Raw genomic sequence first — 22,694 nt, 5'->3', positions numbered from 1 at the left:
TCCACCCTACGGGTAGGGCGGTGATCACCTCTCGGCACCGACGTGAGGAACATCATTTAGCCTGATGGCTGTGCAGACAACGGGCGATGTCGACCGATGGCGTTCTGCGGTGGCGGGTGTGCTGGCGAAGTCCAGCCGCCGCGATCCGGCCGAGTTGGGTGCTGAGCCGGAGCGGGCGCTCGACTCGGACACCTACGAGGGCTTCCCGATCCGTCCGCTCTACAGCGAGGCCGACGAGCTGCCCGAACCCGCGCTGCCGGGGCGCTGGCCGTACGTCCGAGGCGGTGACGCGCTGCGCGACGTCAAGTCGGGCTGGAAGGTCGCCGAGGTGTTCCCGGCTGACGGATCGAGTGACGACGAGGTCAACGGTGCGATCCTGCTCGCGTTGACCGAAGGCGTCAGCGCGCTGTCGCTGCGCGTGGGCCGCGCAGACTCAGGCCAGGGGGTAATCGACCCGGCCGACCTGGCCCGCGTGCTCGCCGGCGTCTACCTGGATCTGGTGCCGATCGTCGTGGAGGTCGCCGGCGCCGGGCCGGTGTACCGCACCACCGCCGAGACGCTGCTCGGGATGCTGACAGGCCTCGACGAGGACCAGCGGTCCCGCCTGTCGGTGGACCTCGGTGGTGATCCGCTGCTCGCGCCGCTGGCTGATCGCGCGGCGCCCACCCTGGCGGAGGTGACCGCTGTCGCGCAGGCCGCGGCACAGGATTTCGACGGGCACGTGCGCGCGGTCACCGTCGACGGACCGGCCCTGCACGACCTCGGCGCCAACGCGTCCTGGGAGCTCGGTGCCGCGATCGGTGCGGGCGTGGCCTACCTGCGGGCACTGCTCGACGCCGGCCTGCCCGTCGCGACCGCGCTGCGCCAGATCTCCTTCCGTGTCGCCGCCGACGACGACCAATTCATGACGATCGCCAAACTCCGTGCGGTGCGGCAACTCTGGGCTCGCGTGGCCGCCGTGGCCGGCGCGCCCGAGGCCGGGGCCGCCACGGTCCACGCGGTCACCTCGCTGCCGATGATGGCGCAGCGTGATCCCTGGGTGAACATGTTGCGGACCACGGTCGCGGCGTTCGGAGCCGGCGTCGGGGGAGCGGACACCGTGCTGGTGCACCCGTTCGACGTCGCGATCGACGGCGGATACCCCGGTACGGCGCGGACGTTCGCACGGCGCATCGCCCGCAACACCCAGTTGTTGTTGCTCGAGGAATCACACCTCGGGCGCGTCCTCGACCCGGCCGCCGGCTCGTGGTTCGTGGAGGACCTCACCCGAAGCGTGGCCGAGTCGGCCTGGCGCGCCTTCCAGGAGATCGAAGCCGGTGGCGGTTTCGAGGCGGCACGCGACCACGTGCGCGCCCGCATCGCCGAGGTCGCCCAGCGGCGTGACGTCGACATCGCCCATCGGCGCACCGCGGTCACCGGCGTCAACGAGTTCCCCAATCTCGCCGAAATGCCGCTCCCGCAAGGCAATCCGTTGCCGACCGTGCACCGCTACGCAGCGCACTTCGAGGCGCTGCGGGACCGCTCCGATGCGTTCCTGGCTCGCACCGGGGCCCGGCCCGCCGCAGTGCTGCTCCCGCTGGGCCCGCTGGCCGAACACAACATCCGCACCACGTTCGCGGCGAACCTGCTCGCAGCCGGCGGCATCGACGCAGTGAATCCCGGGCCGGTCACCGCCGATGGGGTGGCCGCCGCGATCGCCGCGGCGGGCTCCACCGAGGTCGCGATTCTGTGCGGTACCGACGCCCGATACGGGCAGGAGGTGGCCGACGCGGTGGCCGCCGCTCGCGCCGCTGGGGTGCGCCACATTCTGATGGCGGGCCCGGAGAAGGCGGTCGCCGATGCCGACATCAAACCCGACGGCTACGTCACGGCCAAGATCGACGCGGTGTCCGTTCTGTCGGATCTGCTGACCCGATTGGGGGCATGAAGGTGACCGCTACTGAACCCCGCACAGCCATCGAGAGTTTCGCCGATGTTCCCTTGCACGCCGACGGTGACGCCGCCGCGCCGACGCGCGACCAGGTGACCGAAGCGGCTGTCGCGGCGGCGCAGGCGCACGGGTACACGGCCGATCAACTGGACTGGGCCACCCCGGAGGGCATCGACGTCAAGCCCGTCTACATCGCCGCCGACCGAGATGACGTCGTCGCTGCGGGATACCCGCTCGGCAGCCTGCCGGGCCTGCCGCCGTTCGTCCGCGGTCCCTACCCGACGATGTATGTCAACCAGCCCTGGACCATCCGGCAGTACGCAGGGTTCTCCACCGCCGCCGAATCGAACGCGTTCTATCGCCGCAACCTCGCCGCGGGCCAGAAGGGGCTGTCGGTGGCCTTCGACCTGGCCACCCACCGCGGGTACGACTCCGACCACCCGCGGGTGGCCGGTGACGTCGGGATGGCCGGCGTGGCCATCGATTCCATCCTCGACATGCGCCAGCTGTTCGACGGCATCGACCTGGGTTCGGTGTCGGTGTCGATGACGATGAACGGCGCTGTGTTGCCGATCCTCGCCCTCTATGTGGTGGCCGCCGAAGAGCAGGGTGTGCCGCCGGAGAAGCTCGCCGGGACCATCCAGAACGACATCCTCAAAGAGTTCATGGTCCGCAACACCTACATCTATCCGCCGAAGCCCTCGATGCGGATCATCTCCGACATCTTCGGCTACACCAGCGTGAAAATGCCCAAGTTCAACAGCATTTCGATCTCGGGCTACCACATCCAGGAAGCCGGTGCCACCGCCGATCTCGAGCTGGCCTACACGCTGGCCGACGGCGTCGAGTACATCAAGGCGGGCCTCGACGCCGGGCTGGACATCGACTCTTTCGCGCCGCGACTGTCCTTCTTCTGGGGCATCGGGATGAACTTCTTCATGGAGGTCGCCAAGCTGCGCGCCGGGCGGCTGCTGTGGAGCGAGCTGGTCGCCCAGTTCGAACCTCGGAACCCGAAATCCCTGTCGCTGCGTACTCATTCGCAGACCTCCGGCTGGTCGCTGACCGCCCAGGATCCGTTCAACAACGTCGCCCGCACCTGCGTGGAGGCGATGGCGGCGACCCAGGGCCACACCCAGTCGCTGCACACCAACGCCCTCGACGAGGCACTGGCGCTGCCCACCGACTTCTCGGCCCGCATCGCACGCAACACCCAGCTGCTGCTGGCCCAGGAGTCGGGAACCACCCGGCCGATCGATCCCTGGGGCGGCTCGTACTACGTGGAGTGGCTCACCCACCAGCTCGCCGAGAAGGCTCGCGAACACATCCGCGAGGTCGCCGAGCACGGCGGCATGGCGCAGGCGATCGACGAGGGCATCCCGAAACTGCGCATCGAGGAGGCCGCCGCGCGGACCCAGGCCCGCATCGACTCGGGCCAGCAGACGGTGATCGGGGTCAACCGCTACCAGGTCGACGAGGACCACGAGATCGAGGTCCTCAAGGTCGAGAACAGCAGGGTGCGCGCGGAGCAGATCGCCAAACTCGAGGCGTTGCGCGCCGAACGCGACAACGCCGCCACGCAGGCTGCACTCGACGAATTGTCCCGGGCCGCAGCGGCTTCCGGTCGCGCCGGCGAGGACGGGTTGGGTAACAACCTGATGGCGCTGGCGATCGCCGCCGCGCGCGCCAAGGCGACGGTCGGGGAGATCTCCGATGCGCTGGAGAAGGTGTACGGGCGGCACCAGGCCGAGATCCGGACGATCGCCGGGGTGTACCGGGACGAGGTGGGCATGGCCAGCAATGTCAGCAGCGCCACCGAGCTGGTGACCAGGTTCGCCGAGGCCGACGGCCGCCGGCCCCGCATCCTGGTGGCGAAGATGGGCCAGGACGGTCACGACCGCGGGCAGAAGGTGATCGCGACGGCGTTCGCCGACATCGGCTTCGACGTCGACGTCGGGTCGCTGTTCTCCACGCCGGACGAGGTGGCACGCCAGGCTGCCGACAACGACGTGCACGTGGTCGGAGTGTCGTCGCTGGCGGCGGGACATCTCACGCTGGTGCCCGCCCTGCGCGATGCGCTGGCCGAGGTCGGTCGGCCCGACATCATGATCGTCGTCGGCGGCGTCATCCCGCCCGGCGATTTCGACGAGCTCTACGCCGCCGGTGCCACGGCGATCTTCCCGCCGGGCACCGTGATCGCCGACGCCGCGATCGGGTTGTTGACCAAGCTCGCCGAGCGCCTCGGGTACGACCTCTCCTAGATGAGCTCACCCGTCGAACTTGCTGCGGCGCTGCGCGGCGGTGACCGCTCGGCACTCGCGCGGGCGATCACGCTGGTCGAGTCGACCCGCGCCGATCATCGCGAGCGCGCCCAGGAGTTGCTGCTCGAACTGATGCCCGATGCCGGCAGCGCCCTGCACGTCGGCATCACCGGTGTGCCCGGCGTGGGCAAGTCGACGACCATCGAAGCGCTGGGCATATACCTGATCGAGCAGGGCCATCGCGTCGCGGTGCTGGCCGTCGATCCGTCGTCGACCCGGACGGGCGGCTCGATCCTCGGCGACAAGACCCGGATGGCGCGGCTGGCTGTGCACCCGGACGCCTACATCCGCCCGTCGCCGACCTCAGGGACGCTCGGCGGCGTCGCGAAGGCCACCCGCGAGACCATCGTGCTGCTGGAGGCGGCCGGCTACGACGTGATCCTGGTGGAGACCGTCGGCGTCGGGCAGTCCGAGGTGACCGTCGCCAACATGGTGGATACGTTCGTGTTCCTGACGCTGGCACGCACCGGCGATTCGCTACAGGGCATCAAGAAGGGGGTTCTGGAGCTCGCCGACGTCGTTGTGGTGAACAAGGCCGACGGCGAACACGCGGTCGAGGCGAAAGCCGCCGCGCGTGAGCTCGCAGGCGCGATCCGTTTGCTCTATCCCCGCGAAACCCTGTGGCGCCCGCCGGTTCTCACCATGAGCGCACTGGAAGGCACGGGGCTGCAGGAGATGTGGGCGACGGTGCTGCGGCACCGGGACGTGCTGACCGAGGCGGGGGAGTTCGAGGCCCGGCGGCGCACTCAGCAGGTGGAATGGACCTGGTCGATGGTGCGCGACGCCGTGCTCGACCGGGTGTTGTCGCATCCCGGGGTGCGCGAGATCCGGGCCGACGTGGAGCGCGCGGTGCGCGACGGCGAGCTGACGCCGACGCTTGCTGCCCAGCAGATCCTGGCCGCCGCTGAGGCCCCGGCAAATCCTTAGACTAACGAATCGGTAACTCCGCACCGCTTTGCCGCAGCGAGGCGTATGTTCGTTGCATTGTGACGGGCGTCAAATCCGACGAGCGCGACGGAGCGCTTCCCCACGGGGTGCAGGGAGCTGCAGACCCCGCTTTCTCGTGGGCGGTCCGAGCGTTCAAGCAGATGTTCCCGCACCGCAGGTTCGGCGGTGGCGCGCTGGCGGTGTACCTGAACGGCGAGCCCGTCGTCGACGTCTGGACCGGCTGGTCCGACCGTAGGGGCAGACGGCACTGGACCGCCGACACGGCGCCGATGGTGTTCTCCGCGACCAAGGGCGTGGCGGCCACGGTCATCCACCGGCTCGCCGATCGCGGCCTCATCGACTACGACGCGCCGGTGTCGGAGTACTGGCGGGAATTCGGCGCGAACGGCAAGGCGAAGATCACGGTGCGCGACGCGATGCGCCACCGGGCCGGGCTGTCGCAACTGAACGGGGCTGCGGGTCCCGACCTGATGGACCACATGGTGATGGAGGATCGTCTCGCCGCGGCGCCGGCGAGTTGGCTGGTGGGCCGCCCGGCCTACCACGCGTTCACCTTCGGTTGGCTGCTGTCCGGGTTGGCCCGGTCGGTGACGGGCACCGGGATGCGTGAGCTGATCCGCAGCGAGGTTGCCGCACCGCTGAACACCGACGGGCTGCACCTCGGACGTCCGCCGGTGCACGCCCCGACGCAGCCGGCCCGCATCATCGGCCCGCAGAGCAGACTCCAGAATCCGTTGTTCAACCTCGTCGCGCCGCGGGTGGCCGCGCTGCCGATCTCGGCGGGCTTCGGCGCCATGTACTTCCCGGGCGTCAAAGCGTTCGTCCAGGGTGACACCCCGCTGCTGGACGGCGAGATCCCGGCGGCCAACGGCGTCGCCACCGCCCGGGCGCTGGCCCGCATGTACGGCGCGATCGCCAACGAGGGGCGCATCGACGGCACCCAGTTCCTGTCCCGGGAGACGGCCGCGGCACTCGTGGGCAGGCGGAGCCTGCGCCCCGATCACAGCCTGATCATGCCGCTGTCGTTCCATCTCGGCTATCACGGGCTTCCGCTGTTCGGCATCCTGCCCGGATTCGGCCACGTGGGTCTGGGCGGCTCGCTGGGCTGGGCGGACCCGGAGCGAGGGCTGGCGTTCGGCTTCGTCCACAACCGGCTGCTCACCCCGTTCGTGGTCAGCGATCAGGCCGGCTTCGTGACCACGGCGGCCCTGATCCGGCGGGGTGCGGCGGTGGCCCGAACCAGGGGGTACCGGCCCGTGCCGGACTTCGGGGCACCCTTCGAGGACGTGACTGCGACGGCCGTCTGAGTCTGGGCGCTGGGGTGGCGACTCGGGTCAGTGCTGTTTGCTGAACACTGCAATCGCGGTCCACGTCGTCGCCGGGCGGCGGAGCAGAAGCGACCATTCCCCGTCCGGCGCCCGAGCCATGGTATCGCTGGTTTCGCTCAGCGGATAGAGGACAGGCCGGTGCAAGCGTCATTTTTGACGTTACCGTCGCGGTTTTGCCGACACATGGCGCGGCACGCATATGGCTGCCTCCACGGTCGCCGAATGGGGAAGCGGTGCCAGGGGGCGGGCGTAGGGTTTCCCCTGGATCGCGCGAATGGGGTGAGGTGATGACCAGCCGGCTTCACGGTGTCGTCGGGTCAGCGGCCGGCCTGCTCCCGTTCGGTCACCTCGGCTGGGGGTATCGCGACCGGCGCGACTTCCATCACCGCGCCGCGGAGTACCTCACCGACGGGATACGGCAGGGCCAGTTGGTGGTGTTCGTCGGCGGCGGGAGCTCCCGATCGCTGACCGCAGAACTGGCCGCGGTGCGAAACACCATGAGTACAGACGTCGCCGACGCGCCCGTGACCGTCATCCCCGCAGACCGGTTCTACAGCTTCGTTCCCGGCACCGACATGGTCGACCCTGAGACGTCGGTAGCCGAGCGGGTGGCCGCGACCGAACGGGCCGTCGCCGACGGTTACACCGGCTTCCGAGCGGTGGTGGACGCCACCCCGGTCGCACGCACCGAAACCCAGCGTCGGGCGTTCGCACGTTTCGAGATACTCGTGGACCAACAGATGGCGCGCTTTCCCGTCTCTGCGTTGTGCGCCTACGACCTGGCTGCACTCGACGGCGCGGCTGACCTGGCGTGCTTGCATCCCTTCGTCAGTCACGACGGTGGCGCCTACCGTGTTTTCGCCGCCGCGGACGCCGATGTCGCGGTCGCCGGTGTGGTGGACGCCGAGCACGCCACCGCCGTCGTCGACGCGGTGCGGACGGCTTTGCCGCCGCCGAGTTCGACGTCGGTGACCGTGGACGCCGGTGGTGCGGACCACCTGTCCGCCGAGTTCGTGTCGGGTCTGGACCGCGCCGCTCGGTGCGACGGCCGGTCGATCACCCTGCTGGTCCGGGCGTCGGCGGTCGAATCGATCGATGACCGTCTGTCGCACGTGCGCATCGGGCCGGTGGTGGTGCCGGGTCCCGATCCCGTGGTGATCGCCGAACTGCAGGCCAAGATGAGTCAGCTGAACAACCGGTTGGCCAGCCAGCCGGCCATCGAGCAGTGCAAGGGCATGCTGATGTCGGCCTTCGGACTGACCGCCGACGACGCATTCGAACTGATGAAGTCGTTGTCCCAGAACGGCAACCTGAAGCTGCGAGAGGTCGCTCACGCAATCGTCGACGAATGGCGTACTGACGGGCCGCGGCCCGACTACGACAAGACGACCGAGTTTCTGCTCCGTGCCCGCGACGCCGTCAGGCGCCCGCGCGGGTGAACCACTTCGTACGCAGGCGCCACGAGTGCGCCGACGTCAGCGCGAAACCGGCACCGCAGGCGCACGCGAAGAACCACACCAGCGTGCTGCCTTGGACCGTCTGAAGGTCGGGGACGAGCGCGGTCACGATCCGCACCAGGCATGCGATGATCCCCATCGCCGAGGCAAACAGGTAGATGTTGGCGATGTGGCGGGATCGCGGATCGCTGCGCAGGATCAGGAGTGCGCGCGACCCGTAGCTCAGCAGGTAGATCAGCATTCCGCACAGCAGCAGCCAGTACAGGTTCAGCCACAGGTCGGTGGGCACCTCGAAGAAATCCGGGCGATAGATCGCCGCGCCGTTCCCGAGCCAGAACGCAGCGAGCAGCAGTGGAATACACAGCGTCGCGGGCCGCTCGACGAACTGCTTGAACCTCTGGTGCATGGCGTGGTCGGTCTCGAGCCGGCCGAGCGTGTTGTAGACCACCGCGGATGCGGCCACGATGTAGGCATCGTGGCCGAGGTAATCCTCCAGGTTCCACTTGCCGGTCAGTGAATACAGCCAGTGGCCGACCGTTTCGGAGGCCCACGGCGACATCAGTGCCACCGCGATGCCTTGCAGCGCGATGTTCAGCGTCGCGGCCACCTCCCAGCGGCACGACCACGTGACACGCCGAATCCACAAGCTCCATGCGATACACAGCAGCGTGATCGCGATGAGGGACGCCAGGGCCATCGGGACCGTCTCTTACAGGGGCGGGGCGTCGAGCCGCGGCGTCAGCTCCGACAACCGAGGCCGACGCCGGGTCTGCGCAGCCACCGCCGGTGCTGAGGTCTGGCGGGTCGCCACCGAGGCGCGGGCCGACTCGACGTAGGTGAACACTTCTTGCCGGGTCATCAGACCGAACTGGATCTGCAGATCCGGATAGCTGAGGTCGAAGCGATCGGCGACCCGGCGGAGCTCTTCGGCGTTCGGGTAGTCGTGCTCTTTGATGCGTCGGTAATACGTGCTGCTGGACGTCCCGAGGGCGTCGTAGATGTCCTTCGCGTCGATCTCCCCGTCGAGCAGGTAGTCGAGCAACGCCTTGAGCTGTCTGCCGTTCTCGTCTGTCCTGGGCACCTGAACACTGTAAACCGGGAACGGCCGCCAGGTCAGCCCTGGCGGCAAACAGATCAGACTTTTCTTAATTGACACGGCCGTCACAGTTTTGGGAGCAGTCTCCCAATTCTGGGACATCCGCGCTACGGTTAGCTGCATGGTCGCTCCCTTCCTGCCTGACGAGGTCAAGCACGCCTTGGCCATTGCGGCGCCGATAGCGTTGGACATCTTCGACCGGGGGGCGGCGCCGTCGGCCCCTGCCCAGTTGGTCACCCACGCGAGCGCTGCATCGAGCGAACTCGCCGCCGAACTCGACGGAGCGGCGGAGTGGCTCGGTGTACGGGCCGAGGAGATCCTGCTCGCCGCCCTCGGGCGCACGCTGGGCCGCACCCGCGGGGACGGCGCTGTCGCGGTGGCCGTCCGCAGCAAGGCCTTCGGATCGCCTCGTGCGGTGACGCTGCTGTGCGCGGCCGGCATGCCGATGGGGCCCAGTGAGATGCTGCAGGGGGCGCACAATGCACTCTCTGACGCCCTGTCTGAGGCCGTCTCCGATGCACCCGCCGACATCGCTCTGTTGCTCGACGGAGCGGTCGTCGCCTCGGACACCGCCGCCCTGCAGATCGACGTCCGACGCACGGCTGACGCCCTGCAGGTCGACTGGACCTATGACGCCGCCCGGTTCGACGCCTACTCGGTCGAGGAGCTGGCCGAACAGTTCGGCCTCGCGCTGATCGAGATCACCTCCGACGCCGGCGCGCCGCTGTAACCGTCCCCGCTAGACTGGCGGCACTGGCGTCGATCCGGCCATCACCGGGGAGCCTTCGGAAGAACGGCGCGCCGAGCGCTCACTAGACCCGAACGGGTGGGCCCGTCACAGCCTGCGAACGAGCGGCGCACCGCAGGTGCGCAAGCGGGGTGGTACCGCGGCGCTCGCGCACCGCGCGACGTCGTCCCCGTGCCTGCAAGTGGCACAGGAGACAGACGGTGAGTGCGTACCCCAAGCCGGCGAGTGGATCGCCCGACTTCCCGAGCCTGGAACTCGGCGTCCTCGACTACTGGGACCGTGACGACACGTTCCGTGCGAGCATCGCCCAGCGCGACGATGCGCCGGAGTACGTGTTCTACGACGGGCCGCCCTTCGCCAACGGTCTGCCGCACTACGGTCACCTGCTCACCGGCTACGTCAAGGACATCGTGCCGCGCTACCGGACGATGCGCGGGTACAAGGTCGAGCGGCGGTTCGGCTGGGACACCCACGGCCTGCCCGCCGAACTGGAGGTGCAGCGTCAGCTGGGCATCACCAGCAAGGCGCAGATCGAGGAACTCGGCATCGAGAAGTTCAACGACGCCTGCCGCGCGTCCGTGCTGAAGTACACCGACGAGTGGCGCAGCTATGTCACCCGCCAGGCCCGCTGGGTCGACTTCGACAACGACTACAAGACCCTGGATCTGGGGTTCATGGAGTCCGTGCTGTGGGCGTTCAAGCAGCTGTGGGACAAGGGGCTGGCCTACGAGGGCTACCGGGTACTGCCGTACTGCTGGAACGACGAGACCCCGCTGTCGAGCCACGAGCTGCGGATGGACGACGACGTCTACCAGAGCCGGCAGGACCCGGCGCTGACCGTCGGCTTCCGCATCACCGGGGGTCCCCAGCCGGACCTGATCGGCGCCCATCTGCTGATCTGGACCACCACCCCGTGGACGCTGCCGTCGAACCAGGCCGTGGCGGTCAACCCCGACGTGACCTACGTCGTCGTCGAGCAGGACGGACGGCGCTACGTGATCGCCGAAGCCCGGCTCGGCTCCTACACGCGGGAGCTGGGGGAGGAGCCCACGGTGGTCGCCACCTACACCGGTCGCGACCTTCTCGAGGTCACCTACGCCCCGCCGTTCCCGTATTTCATGACCTCGCTCAACGCCTTTCGCGTGCTGCCCGCCGATTTCGTCAGCACCGAGGACGGCACCGGCCTGGTGCACATGTCACCGGCCTACGGCGAGGACGACATGACGACCGCGTCGGCGGGCGGGATCGAGGCCGTCACCCCCGTCGACGCGCGGGGCCGCTTCGACGCGACCGTGCCCGACTACCAGGGTCAGCACGTCTTCGAGGCGAACCCGCACATCATCCGCGACCTGAAGAACGGCACCGGCCCGGCGGCTGCCAACGGCGCGGTGCTGCTGCGTCACGACACCTATGAGCACTCCTATCCGCACTGCTGGCGGTGCCGCAATCCGCTGATCTACCGCGCGGTGTCGTCGTGGTTCATCAAGGTCACCGAGATCCGGGATCGGATGGTCGAGCTCAACCAGGAGATCACCTGGTATCCCGAGCACGTCAAGGACGGGCAGTTCGGCAAGTGGTTGGCCGGCGCCCGCGACTGGTCCATCTCTCGAAATCGCTACTGGGGCAGTCCGATTCCGGTCTGGAAGTCCGACGACCCGGCCTATCCTCGAGTCGACGTCTACGGCAGCCTCGACGAACTCGAACGCGACTTCGGGGTACGCCCGGACAACCTGCACCGGCCCTACATCGACGAGCTGACCCGGCCCAATCCCGACGATCCGACCGGCCGTTCCACGATGCGGCGCATCGAGGACGTCTTCGACGTGTGGTTCGACTCGGGCTCGATGCCCTACGGGCAGGTGCACTATCCGTTCGAGAACCAGCAGTGGTTCGAGTCGCACTTCCCCGGCGACTTCATCGTCGAGTACATCGGTCAGACCCGCGGCTGGTTCTACACGCTGCACGTGCTGGCCACCGCACTGTTCGACCGCCCGGCGTTCCGCACGTGCGTGAGCCACGGCATCGTGCTGGGCAACGACGGCCAGAAGATGAGCAAGTCGCTGCGCAACTACCCCGACGTCACCGAGGTGTTCGACCGGGACGGCTCCGATGCGATGCGGTGGTTCCTGATGGCATCGCCGATCCTGCGCGGCGGCAACCTCGTGGTCACCGAGCAGGGCATCCGCGAAGGCGTGCGGCAGGTGCTCCTCCCGCTGTGGAACGCGTACTCCTTCCTTGCGCTCTACGCCCCGCAGAAAGGGACCTGGCGCACCGACTCCACCCATGTGCTGGACCGCTACATCCTGGCCAAGCTCGCGGTGCTGCGTGACGAGCTGACGGAGTCGATGGACGTCTGCGACATCTCGATGGCCTGCGACCAGCTCCGCCAGTTCACCGAGGCGCTGACGAACTGGTATGTGCGGCGGTCGCGTTCGCGGTTCTGGGAGGAGGACCGCGACGCCATCGACACCCTGCACACCGTGCTGGAGGTGACGTGCCGGCTCGCCGCGCCGCTGCTGCCCCTGGCCACCGAGCGGATCTGGCGCGACCTCACCGGCGAACGATCGGTGCATTTGACCGACTGGCCGGAACCCGACACCCTGCCCGCCGATCCCCAGCTGGTCGCCGACATGGACCTGGTGCGCGAGGTGGCCTCGGTGGGCTCGTCGCTACGTAAGGCCAAGAAGCTGCGGGTGCGCCTACCTCTACCGAAACTCGTTGTTGCCGTTGATGATCCGAATCGGTTGACGGCGTATCGAGAGTTGCTGGCCGACGAGCTCAACGTCAAGGCGGTCGAGCTGACCGACGACATCGCCGCGCACGGCCGGTTCGAGCTGGCCGTCAACGCCCGTGCGGCCGGCCCGCGGATCGGCAAGGACGTGCAGGCCGCGATCAAGGCGGTCAAGGCGGGGGAGGGCGTGCTCAACGCCGATGGCACCTTGACCGCCGGACCCGCGGTGCTGCTGCCCGAGGAATTCACGTCCCGGCTGGTCGCGGCCGATCCGCAGTGGACCGCGGCGCTGCCCGACGGTGCCGGTCTGGTGGTGCTCGACGGCACGCTGACCCCGGAACTGGAGGCCGAAGGCTGGGCCAAGGACCGCGTCCGTGAGCTGCAGGAGTTGCGAAAGACCTCGGGACTCGACGTCTCCGATCGCATCCGGGTCGTGATGTCCGTACCCGCCGACAAACAGCCGTGGGCGCATGCGCACGCCGGGCTGATCGCGGGGGAGATCCTCGCGACGGACTTCTCGTTCGGCGAGCCCGTCGACGGTGCCGAGATCGGTGACGGGGTCCGGGTCAGCCTCCAGAAGGTCTGACGGTCAGCCGACCCGCGCGCTCTGTCCGCCGAAGCTGACGACGTCCCCGGCCCTGAGTTGACGGCCGCGCCGCGTCTCGACGACGTCGTTGACGGCGACCAGTCCGTCGGAGATCACGCCCTTGGCGTCGGCGCCGCTGTCGATCAGGTTCGCCAGCTTCAGGAACTGGCCGAGGCGGATCGTCTCGTCGCGGATCGGTACGTCGTGCACGCCGCCCACGCTAGCCGCCTACAGTCAGCGGTGTGGGCGCGCGATGGGTCCTGCACCTGGACATGGACGCGTTCTTCGCGTCGGTGGAGCAGCTGACGCGGCCCACGCTGCGTGGCAGGCCGGTGCTCGTCGGCGGTCTGGGTGGCCGGGGCGTGGTGGCTGGGGCCAGCTACGAGGCACGCCGGTTCGGGGCGCGGTCGGCGATGCCGATGCACCAGGCACGTCGTCTGGTGGGCGCCGGCGCGGTGGTACTGCCGCCCCGCGGCGTGGTCTACGGGCTGGCCAGCCGCCGGGTCTTCGACACGGTGCGGGCGAGAGTGCCTGTGCTCGAACAGCTTTCCTACGACGAAGCCTTCGGGGAACCGGTCGAGCTGGCGGGTGCGAGTGCCGGCGAGGTCGAGGCGTTCTGCGAGCGGTTACGGGCCGACGTGCGGGAGGCGACCGGCCTGGTGGCCTCGGTGGGAGCCGGGTCGGGCAAGCAGATCGCCAAGATCGCGTCGGGCCTGGCCAAGCCCGACGGCGTGCGGGTGGTCGACCGTGACGAGGAGGTGCCGCTGCTGGCCGGTCTGCCCGTCCGGCGGCTGTGGGGGATCGGCCCGGTGGCCGAGGACAGGCTGCACCGGCTCGGCATCGAGACGATCGGCGCGCTGGCCGCGCTCACCGAAGCGGAGGTGGCCGACGTCCTGGGCGCCACGGTCGGACCGGCACTGCACCGGCTGGCCCGCGGTGTCGACGACCGGCCGGTCGCCGAGAACGCCCCGGCCAAGCAGATCAGCGCCGAGTCGACGTTCGCCGAGGACCTGATCACGCTGGCGCAGCTGCGCGAGGCGATCGGGCCGATCGGCGATCACGCGCACCGCCGGCTGGAGAAGGACGGCCGCGGGGCGCGCACCATCACGGTCAAGCTCAAGCGCTCGGACATGAGCACGCTGACCCGGTCGGCCACGTTGCCGTACGCGACCACCGAGGCGGCGACGCTCATCGGCACCGCGCGCAAGCTGCTGCTCGACCCGGTGGAGATCGGCCCGGTTCGTCTTGTCGGCGTAGGGTTCTCGGGGCTGACCGAGGTGCGGCAGGAGCCGTTGTTCGCCGATCCCGGGCTCATCGCCGCGTCCCAGACCTCCGACGCGGGGGTGCCGGACACGGTGACCGACGTCGCGGCGACCGCACCGGCCTGGCGGATCGGCGACGACGTGGCCCACACCGGGTACGGGCACGGCTGGGTGCAGGGCGCCGGGCACGGCGTGCTGACGGTGCGGTTCGAGACCCGGGCACACGGCCCCGGCATCGCCCGCACGTTCTCCGGCGACGACCCTGCGCTGTCACGGGCCAATCCCGTCGACAGCCTGGATTGGCCGGAGTTCGTCGATCAGCTCGGCGCGGAGTCAACCCCAGCGGGCGAAGACATCGTCGACCGGTGAGCCGGCGGCCAGCGCCGCCATCAGCAGCACGCGTGCCTGCGGCGGCCGCACCGTGGGCACCAGCACCGCACCCGCGGTCACCAGGTCATGGCCGGGGCCGTAGCCGGCGGTGACCCGGCCGCCGGGCACCCGCGTCGACACCACCACCGCGACGCCGGCCGCGCAGTGCCGCCGCACCCCCTCGATCAGCGCGGTGCCCACGTTGCCGGCGCCCATCGCCTCGACCACGACACCGCGGGCCCCGGCCGCTGCGCAGGCGTCCAGCGCGGCGCTGTCCGCGCCGGGATACGCGGCGACGATGTCGACCCGCGGTGCGTCGGCCGCACGCAGCGCACCGAGGTGCGGGCGTCCTCCGGGCGTGCGCCCCGCGAAGCTCTGGTCGCTGTCCGTACTCACCTTGGTGAGCCCGAGCGCTGCGAAAACCTCACCGGCGAACGCCACCACCACATTGCTGCGCATCGTCGGATCGGCCGCCACGGCGAGCGCGTGGCGCAGATTGGCCGGGCCGTCGGCGTCCGGGGCATCCGCGCTGCGCTGCGCACCGGTCAGCACCACCGGCACCGCTCCCGAGTATGTGAGCGCCAGCCAGAGCGCGGTCTCCTCGAGGGAGTCGGTGCCGTGGGTGACGACGATCCCGTCGGCACTCTCGGCCGCCTCGTGCACGGCGGCGGCGATGACGTCCCAGTCGGCGGGCACCATCTGGGAGCTGTCGGTGCGCAAGGCTTCGACGACCTCGACGTCGAGACCGGCGGTCAGCTCGGCACCCGACCGGGTGGGACGCTTGACGCCGTCGGCATCGGCACTGGTGGAGATGGTGCCGCCGGTGGCGATCACGACGAGGCGGGCCATGGCTGGATTCTTCCCCATCGCCGCTTTGCGATGATGGACGGCGTGACTGACGAATCCTCCAGCCCGGCCGAACCGGCGACCGGCGATGCCGCGGACCCGCCGGCAGCCGATTCCGGGGCCGAGACCCCGCGCCGGCGGCTGCGCCTGCTCCTGGGGGTCGCCGCCGTGGTGCTGGTGGTCGACATCGTCACCAAGATCCTCGCGGTCGAACTGCTGACCCCCGGACAGCCCGTCTCCATCATCGGCGACACCGTGACGTGGACGCTGGTCCGCAACTCCGGGGCCGCGTTCTCGATGGCGACCGGTTACACCTGGGTGCTGACCTTGGTGGCCATCGGCGTGGTGGTGGGCATCATCTGGATGGGGCGCCGGCTCGTCTCGCCGTGGTGGGCGCTCGGGCTGGGCATGATCCTGGGCGGCGCGATGGGCAACCTCGTGGACCGGTTCTTCCGCTCGCCCGGCCCGCTGCGCGGCCACGTCGTCGACTTCCTGTCGATCGGATGGTGGCCCGTCTTCAACGTCGCCGACCCGTCGGTGGTGGGCGGGGCGATCCTGCTGGTGGCCCTCTCGCTGTTCGGGTTCGACTTCGACAGGCCCGGCCGGCGCCGCGCCGGCGACACCGAGCAATGACCACACGGTCCTTGCCGGTGCCCGAGGGCCTCGCGGGCATGCGGGTCGACGCGGGTCTCGCACGGCTGCTGGGGCTGTCCCGGACGGCGGCCGCGACGCTGGCCGAAGAGGGCGGGGTGGAACTCGACGGGGCGCCGGCGGGCAAGTCCGACAAGCTCATCGCGGGCGCATGGCTCGAGGTGCGGCTGCCCGAGGCGCCGCCGCCGGTCGAGAACGTGCCCGAGGACATCGAGGGCATGGCCATCCTGTACTCCGACGACGACATCGTCGCCGTCGACAAACCCCCGGGGGTGGCAGCACACGCGACCGTCGGCTGGCACGGCCCGACGGTGCTCGGGGGACTGGCCGCCGCCGGGTTCCGGATCAGCACCTCGGGCATCCATGAACGTCAGGGCATCGTGCACCGGCTCGACGTCGGTACGTCGGGGGTGATGGTGGTGGCGCTGTCCGAACGTGCCTACACGGTGCTCAAGCGGGCCTTCAAGCAGCGCACGGTCGACAAGCGCTACCACGCGCTGGTGCAGGGCCACCCCGATCCGTCCAGCGGCACGATCGACGCGCCGATCGGGCGTCACCGCGGCCATGATTGGAAGTTCGCGGTGGTCGAGGGCGGCCGCAACAGCGTCACCCACTACGACACGCTCGAAGCCCACCAGGCCGCCAGCCTGCTCGACATCCACCTCGAGACCGGGCGCACTCACCAGATCCGCGTGCATTTCGCCGCACTGCACCACCCCTGCTGCGGGGACCTGACCTACGGCGCGGACCCGACGCTGGCCGCCCGCCTGGGCCTGACCCGGCAGTGGCTGCACGCCCGCTCTCTGGCGTTCGCCCATCCCGCCGACGGCAGGCAGATCGAGATCACCAGCCCGTACCCCGCCGATCTGCAGCAGGCCCTGGACGTCTTGCGCGGTCCCGGACGGTGAGATCGGGCCTGCTATTCGGCGCCGGCGCCTACGGCATGTGGGGACTGTTCCCCGCGTTCTTTCCGCTGCTCAAGCCGGCCGGCGCAGTGGAGGTGCTGGCGCACCGCATCATCTGGAGTTTCCTGCTGATGGTGGTCGTGGTCGCCGTCGTGCGCCGCCTCGGCGATCTCCGGCGGATCACCGGACGGGTGTGGCTGCTGCTGACCGCCGCGGCCGCGCTGATCTCGATGAACTGGCTGATCTATGTCTACGCGGTCAACAACGGACACGTCGTCGACGCCGCACTCGGGTACTTCATCAACCCACTGGTGTCCATCGCGCTGGGGATGCTCATCTTCCGGGAACGGCTGAACCGCTGGCAGATCGGGGCGCTGACGATCGCGGTGGTCGCGGTCGTGGTGTTGACCGTCGAGGTCGGTTCGCCGCCGCTGATCGGGCTGGGGCTGGCGCTGTCGTTCGGCCTCTACGGCGCGGTGAAGAAGCTGGTGCCGACCGATCCCCGCGTCAGCGTGGGGGTGGAAGCCGGGCTGGCGACGCCGTTCGCGCTGGCGTACGTGGTCGTGCTGACGCTGTCCGGTCATGCGACGTTCGGCGATCACGGAGCGCCGCACGCGTTGCTGCTGGTGCTCTCGGGTCTGCTGACGGCGCTGCCGTTGCTGCTGTTCGCCGCCGCCGCCCAACGGCTGCCGATGGTGACGCTGGGGCTGTTGTTCTATCTGACACCGGCGATGCAGCTGTCCTGGGGGGTGCTCGTCGGCCACGAACCGATGCCGCCGGCACGCTGGTTGGGCTTCGCGTTGATCTGGGTGGCGCTCGCGGTGTTCACCCTCGACGCGGTGCGGCGCGCCCGCGCCGAACGCCGGGTCCAGGATCCGTGTGCCGCCTAGTTTTGCCGGTTTGCTGATTGACCCGCTGGCAGCAATGTCCTAACGTTTGCTCGTGGACTCCGCGACCGGCACGAGGGGCCGCGGCCGCCCCGTGGGTGCGGATTCCGAGCGGACCCGGCAGACCATTGTGCGGGCCGCGCGGGACGTCATCACCGAGTGTGGTTATCCCGCGGCGACGTTCCAGCAGATCGCGGTGCGAGCCGGGGTCAGCAGACCCACGCTCCACTACTACTTCCAGACCCGCGACCAGGTCTACGAGACGCTGGTCCAGGCCGTGCACGCGCAGATCACGGCCTGTATCGCGCACGCGCGGCAGCGGTCGGATTCCCGCGGGCAACTCGTCGCGTTCACCGAAGAGGTCGTGCGCCTCTGCGGGGAGGACCCCGGCGCGCTGCGTTTCCTGGTGACAGTGCAGGTCGAGCAGCGTCGAGGCGTGCACCGCAGCCCGACCGCCGAGTCGGTGATCGCGGCGATTCACGGGTTCTACGGCTCACTGGCTGCTGCCGTGTCGGACGACGGCGCCCGCGGGCTTGCCGATCTGCTCGCGTCGGTGTTCTGGGGGATCGCGTTCCACGCGGGATTCGTGGCCCGCGACGGAAAGGGTCCAATGGTTGCCAGGCAACTGTTGAATGCCTTTGATGACCAATTGCTGACGGCGCAGTCTGGCGGGCGCTGACGCACCCTTCGAGACCTGCTCGAGACACGCCCGGGAACACGCCCGGCGACACGCCCGACGGTGTCGGTGCGCGGCCATAGACTGGCCTGCCTATGAGCGGGTCATTCGTGCATCTCCACAACCACACCGAGTACTCGATGCTGGACGGCGCCGCGAAGGTCAAGCCGATGCTCGCCGAGGCCCAGCGTCTCGAGATGCCCGCGATCGGCATGACCGACCACGGAAACATGTTCGGCGCCAGCGAGTTCTACAACGCGGCGACCGATGCCGGCATCACGCCGATCATCGGTATCGAGGCCTACATCGCGCCGGCCTCCCGTTTCGACACCAAGCGCGTGCTGTGGGGCGATCCGAGCCAGAAGTCCGACGACGTCTCGGGCAGCGGTTCCTACACGCACATGACGATGGTCGCGGAGAACGCGACGGGGCTGCGCAACCTGTTCAAGCTGTCATCGCTGGCGTCGTTCGAGGGCCAGCTCGGCAAGTGGTCCCGAATGGATGCCGAGATCATCGCCGAACACGCCGAGGGCATCATCGCCACCACCGGCTGTCCGTCGGGGGAAGTGCAGACCCGGCTGCGGCTGGGGCATCAGAAAGAAGCGCTCGAGGCGGCGGCCAAGTGGCGGGAGATCTTCGGTCCCGAGAACTTCTTCCTCGAGCTGATGGACCACGGCCTCGACATCGAGCGCCGCGTCCGCGAGGGCCTGCTGGAGATCGGCAGGAAGCTCGACATCCGTCCCCTGGCCACCAATGACTGCCACTACGTCACCCGGGACGCCTCGCAGAACCACGAGGCGCTGCTGTGCATCCAGACCGGCAAGACCCTCTCGGATCCGAACCGGTTCAAGTTCGACGGGGACGGTTACTACCTCAAGTCGGCCGCCGAGATGCGGGCGCTCTGGGACGACCAGGTGCCGGGCGCCTGCGACTCGACGCTGCTCATCGCCGAACGCGTCCAGCCCTACACCGACGTCTGGGCGCCCAAGGACCGGATGCCGGTGTTCCCGGTGCCCGATGGCCACGACCAAGGGTCCTGGCTCACCCATGAGGTCATGACCGGACTGGCGGAGCGACGGTTCCACGGCGCGCCCGTTCCGGAGGAGTACCTCGACCGTGCCGAGTACGAGATCAAGGTCATCTGCGACAAGGGCTTCCCGGCGTACTTCCTCATCGTCGCCGACCTCATCAACTACGCCCGCTCCGTGGGCATCCGCGTCGGCCCGGGCCGCGGTTCGGCCGCGGGTTCGCTGGTGGCCTACGCGATGGGCATCACCAACATCGACCCCATTCCGCACGGCCTGCTGTTCGAACGGTTCCTCAACCCCGAGCGTCCGTCGGCCCCCGACATCGACATCGACTTCGACGACCGTCGGCGCGGCGAGATGCTGCGCTACGCGGCGAACAAGTGGGGAAGCGACCGGGTTGCCCAGGTCATCACGTTCGGCACGATCAAGACCAAAGCTGCGCTGAAGGATTCGGCGCGGGTGCACTACGGTCAGCCCGGTTTCGCGATCGCCGACCGGATCACCAAGGCGCTGCCGCCGCCCATCATGGCCAAGGACATCCCGGTGTCCGGCATCACCGATCCGACCCACGAGCGGTACAAGGAAGCCGCCGAAGTCCGCGCGCTGATCGACACCGACCCCGACGTCCGGACGATCTACGAGACCGCGCGGGGGCTCGAGGGCCTCGTCCGCAACGCAGGCGTCCATGCCTGCGCGGTGATCATGAGCTCCGAGCCGCTGATGGAGGCCATCCCACTGTGGAAGCGTCCGCAGGACGGTGCGGTCATCACCGGCTGGGATTACCCGTCGTGTGAGGCCATCGGCCTGCTGAAGATGGACTTCCTCGGGCTGCGCAACCTGACGATCATCGGCGACTGCATCGACAACATCAAGGCCAACCGCGGCGAGGACGTCGACCTCGAATCGCTCGCTCTCGACGACCCGAAGGCCTACGAACTGCTGGGCCGCGGTGACACGCTCGGGGTGTTCCAGCTCGACGGCGGGCCGATGCGCGACCTGCTGCGCCGCATGCAGCCCACGGAGTTCAACGACATCGTCGCCGTGTTGGCGCTGTACCGGCCCGGCCCGATGGGCATGAACGCCCACAACGACTACGCCGACCGCAAGAACGGGCGCCAGGCGATCAAGCCCATCCACCCCGAACTCGAGGAACCGCTCAAGGAGATCCTGGCCGAGACCTACGGTCTGATCGTCTACCAAGAGCAGATCATGTTCATCGCGCAGAAGGTCGCCGGCTACTCGATGGGCAAGGCCGATGCGCTGCGCAAGGCCATGGGCAAGAAGAAGCTCGAGGTCCTCGAAGCCGAGTACAAGGGCTTCCTGGAGGGCATGACGGCCAACGGATTCTCCGCCGCCGCGGTGAAAGCGTTGTGGGACACCATCCTTCCGTTCGCCGGGTACGCGTTCAACAAATCGCACGCCGCCGGGTACGGGCTGGTGTCTTATTGGACCGCTTACCTGAAGGCGAACTATCCCGCCGAGTACATGGCCGGTCTGCTCACCTCGGTCGGCGACGACAAGGACAAGGCCGCGGTGTATCTGGCCGACTGCCGGCGCCTCGGCATCACGGTGCTGCCGCCGGACGTCAACGAGTCGGTGCAGAACTTCGCCTCGGTGGGCGACGACATCCGCTTCGGGCTCGGTGCGGTGCGCAACGTGGGCGCCAATGTCGTTGCTTCCCTTGTCAATACGCGTGCCGAGAAGGGCAAGTACGCCGACTTCTCGGACTACCTCAACAAGATCGACATCACCGCCTGCAACAAGAAGGTGACGGAGTCGCTGATCAAGGCCGGGGCCTTCGACTCGCTGGGGCATCCGCGCAAGGGTTTGTTCCTCGTGCACACCGACGCGGTCGACTCGGTGCTCGGCACCAAGAAGGCCGAGGCGATGGGGCAGTTCGACCTCTTCGGGGGCGGTGATTCCGAGACGGAATCGGTCTTCACGATCAAGGTGCCCGACGATGAGTGGGAGGACAAGCACAAGCTCGCACTGGAGCGCGAGATGCTGGGCCTCTACGTGTCCGGGCATCCGCTCAACGGGATCGCGCACCTGTTGGCCGCGCAGGTCGACACCCAGATCCCGGCGATTCTGGAAGGCGACATCGCCAACGACACCCAGGTCCGCGTCGGCGGCATCCTGGCCTCGGTCAACCGGCGGGTGAACAAGAACGGCCTGCCCTGGGCGTCGGCACAGATCGAGGACCTCTCCGGCGGTATCGAGGTGCTGTTCTTCCCGCAGACGTACTCGATGTTCGGCGCCGAGATCGCCGATGACGTGGTGGTGCTGATCGGCGCCAAGGTGGCCAAGCGCGACGACCGGATCTCGCTGATCGCCAACGAGCTGATCGTCCCCGACTTCTCCAGCGCGCAGGTCAACCGGCCGGTCGCGGTGAGCCTTCCGACGCGGCAGTGCACGGTCGACAAGGTCAGTGCGCTCAAGCAGGTGCTGGCGCGGCATCCGGGAACCGCTCAGGTGCATCTGCGCCTGATCAGCGGGGAGCGCATCACCACGCTGGAACTGGATCAATCCCTGCGCGTGACGCCGTCGTCGGCGCTGATGGGAGACCTCAAGGAGTTGCTCGGGCCGGGTTGCCTCGGCGGGTGAACGCGCCGGGCCGGGGCGGTCAGCTCTCGGAAGAGCTCAGCAGACCCGCGGTGAGCCACACCACGGTTGCCGCGCCCGCGCCGCTGAGCACCGCCGCAGCGGCTGTCGACGTCACCACGGCCACGGCGGCGAAGACGATCAGACCGACGACCAACGCCACCACCTTGTAGGTGGGCCACAGCACGCCGGCGATCGAGACCGTGCCGGCGGGCCGGCTCACGGCATCGCCGAATTCCTGCGCGGTGGTCATGTGGTCCACGATAGCCCGTAGATGAGGTTTCGGCTAGCCGAAACTGTGATGTGGCGTGTCCGTTCAGCAGATAA

At 68.9% G+C, this 22,694-nt stretch carries 18 protein-coding genes; 13 read left to right on the top strand and 5 right to left on the bottom strand.

Annotated elements, in window-relative coordinates:
* The first annotated feature begins 64 nt into the window (after window positions 1-64).
* The 5 genes from mutA (at window position 65) to MHN84_RS05870 (ending at window position 7,963) form a co-directional block, all read left to right on the top strand.
* Window positions 65-1,927: a methylmalonyl-CoA mutase small subunit gene (gene mutA / locus MHN84_RS05890; RefSeq protein ID WP_241203693.1), complete on the top strand. Its 1,863-nt coding sequence runs from the start codon at window positions 65-67 to the stop codon at window positions 1,925-1,927.
* A complete protein-coding gene (scpA, locus tag MHN84_RS05885; protein WP_241203692.1) occupies window positions 1,924-4,188 on the top strand; it encodes a methylmalonyl-CoA mutase in 2,265 nt (754 codons plus the stop codon). Before mutA ends, scpA begins: the two co-directional genes overlap by 4 nt.
* Window positions 4,189-5,175 (top strand): methylmalonyl Co-A mutase-associated GTPase MeaB, encoded by a 987-nt coding sequence (gene meaB / locus MHN84_RS05880; protein ID WP_241203691.1) that lies wholly within the window; start codon window positions 4,189-4,191, stop codon window positions 5,173-5,175.
* A 59-nt stretch (window positions 5,176-5,234) separates the two neighbouring features.
* Entirely contained in the window at window positions 5,235-6,503 is a 1,269-nt protein-coding gene (locus tag MHN84_RS05875) for a serine hydrolase domain-containing protein (protein WP_241203690.1), read from the top strand.
* A gap of 308 nt (window positions 6,504-6,811) precedes the next feature.
* Complete coding sequence (locus tag MHN84_RS05870; RefSeq protein WP_241203689.1) at window positions 6,812-7,963, top strand: MEDS domain-containing protein; 1,152 nt, start codon at window positions 6,812-6,814, stop codon at window positions 7,961-7,963.
* On the opposite strand, the gene MHN84_RS05865 is transcribed toward MHN84_RS05870, so the two are convergent.
* Entirely contained in the window at window positions 7,944-8,678 is a 735-nt protein-coding gene (locus MHN84_RS05865; protein ID WP_241203688.1) for a hypothetical protein, read from the bottom strand. The genes MHN84_RS05870 and MHN84_RS05865 overlap by 20 nt on opposite strands.
* 12 nt (window positions 8,679-8,690) lie before the next feature.
* Window positions 8,691-9,062, bottom strand: a complete 372-nt coding sequence (locus MHN84_RS05860; protein WP_241203687.1) for an XRE family transcriptional regulator — start codon at window positions 9,060-9,062, stop codon at window positions 8,691-8,693.
* Window positions 9,063-9,198: 136 nt separating this feature from the next.
* Here MHN84_RS05860 and MHN84_RS05855 point away from each other — a divergent pair, with 136 nt between their 5' ends.
* Window positions 9,199-9,807 (top strand): hypothetical protein, encoded by a 609-nt coding sequence (locus tag MHN84_RS05855; protein ID WP_241203686.1) that lies wholly within the window; start codon window positions 9,199-9,201, stop codon window positions 9,805-9,807.
* A 218-nt stretch (window positions 9,808-10,025) separates the two neighbouring features.
* Window positions 10,026-13,142 carry an isoleucine--tRNA ligase gene (gene ileS, locus MHN84_RS05850; RefSeq protein ID WP_241203685.1) on the top strand — a complete coding sequence of 1,039 codons (3,117 nt, stop codon included), beginning with the start codon at window positions 10,026-10,028 and terminating at the stop codon, window positions 13,140-13,142.
* Window positions 13,143-13,145: 3 nt separating this feature from the next.
* On the opposite strand, the gene MHN84_RS05845 is transcribed toward ileS, so the two are convergent.
* The gene (locus tag MHN84_RS05845) at window positions 13,146-13,352 is read right to left on the bottom strand and encodes an RNA-binding S4 domain-containing protein (RefSeq protein WP_241203684.1); all 207 of its coding nucleotides are present in this window, start codon (window positions 13,350-13,352) and stop codon (window positions 13,146-13,148) included.
* 32 nt (window positions 13,353-13,384) lie between these two features.
* On the opposite strand from MHN84_RS05845, the gene MHN84_RS05840 reads away from it, so the two are divergent.
* Window positions 13,385-14,773, top strand: a complete 1,389-nt coding sequence (locus MHN84_RS05840) for a DNA polymerase IV (protein WP_241203683.1) — start codon at window positions 13,385-13,387, stop codon at window positions 14,771-14,773.
* Here the strand turns inward: MHN84_RS05840 and MHN84_RS05835 are convergent.
* On the bottom strand, window positions 14,738-15,622 hold the full coding sequence (locus MHN84_RS05835; RefSeq protein WP_241203682.1) for an asparaginase: 885 nt from the start codon (window positions 15,620-15,622) through the stop codon (window positions 14,738-14,740). The genes MHN84_RS05840 and MHN84_RS05835 overlap by 36 nt on opposite strands.
* A 33-nt stretch (window positions 15,623-15,655) precedes the next feature.
* Between MHN84_RS05835 and lspA the strand changes: the two genes are divergently transcribed.
* The 5 genes from lspA to dnaE all read left to right on the top strand — a co-directional run bounded on the left by lspA (window position 15,656) and on the right by dnaE (window position 22,370).
* Window positions 15,656-16,252, top strand: coding sequence for a signal peptidase II (lspA, locus tag MHN84_RS05830; RefSeq protein WP_374238318.1), 597 nt, complete (start codon window positions 15,656-15,658; stop codon window positions 16,250-16,252).
* Window positions 16,249-17,178: an RluA family pseudouridine synthase gene (locus tag MHN84_RS05825; protein WP_241203680.1), complete on the top strand. Its 930-nt coding sequence runs from the start codon at window positions 16,249-16,251 to the stop codon at window positions 17,176-17,178. Before lspA ends, MHN84_RS05825 begins: the two co-directional genes overlap by 4 nt.
* A complete protein-coding gene (gene rarD, locus MHN84_RS05820; protein ID WP_241203679.1) occupies window positions 17,175-18,065 on the top strand; it encodes an EamA family transporter RarD in 891 nt (296 codons plus the stop codon). The genes MHN84_RS05825 and rarD overlap by 4 nt, the downstream gene beginning before the upstream one ends.
* Window positions 18,066-18,117: 52 nt before the next feature.
* Window positions 18,118-18,741, top strand: a complete 624-nt coding sequence (locus MHN84_RS05815; RefSeq protein WP_241203678.1) for a TetR/AcrR family transcriptional regulator — start codon at window positions 18,118-18,120, stop codon at window positions 18,739-18,741.
* Window positions 18,742-18,833: 92 nt separating this feature from the next.
* Window positions 18,834-22,370 carry a DNA polymerase III subunit alpha gene (gene dnaE / locus MHN84_RS05810; RefSeq protein WP_241203677.1) on the top strand — a complete coding sequence of 1,179 codons (3,537 nt, stop codon included), beginning with the start codon at window positions 18,834-18,836 and terminating at the stop codon, window positions 22,368-22,370.
* 19 nt (window positions 22,371-22,389) lie between these two features.
* On the opposite strand, the gene MHN84_RS05805 is transcribed toward dnaE, so the two are convergent.
* Complete coding sequence (locus tag MHN84_RS05805) at window positions 22,390-22,620, bottom strand: hypothetical protein (protein ID WP_241203676.1); 231 nt, start codon at window positions 22,618-22,620, stop codon at window positions 22,390-22,392.
* Window positions 22,621-22,694 lie beyond the last annotated feature (74 nt).

Origin of the sequence: Mycobacterium sp. PSTR-4-N, assembly GCF_022348085.1 — a bacterium.
Classification (GTDB): Bacteria; Actinomycetota; Actinomycetes; order Mycobacteriales; family Mycobacteriaceae; genus Mycobacterium.
The sequence above is the reverse complement of the archived record's forward strand: the minus strand, read 5'-3'. Positions and strand labels throughout refer to the sequence as shown.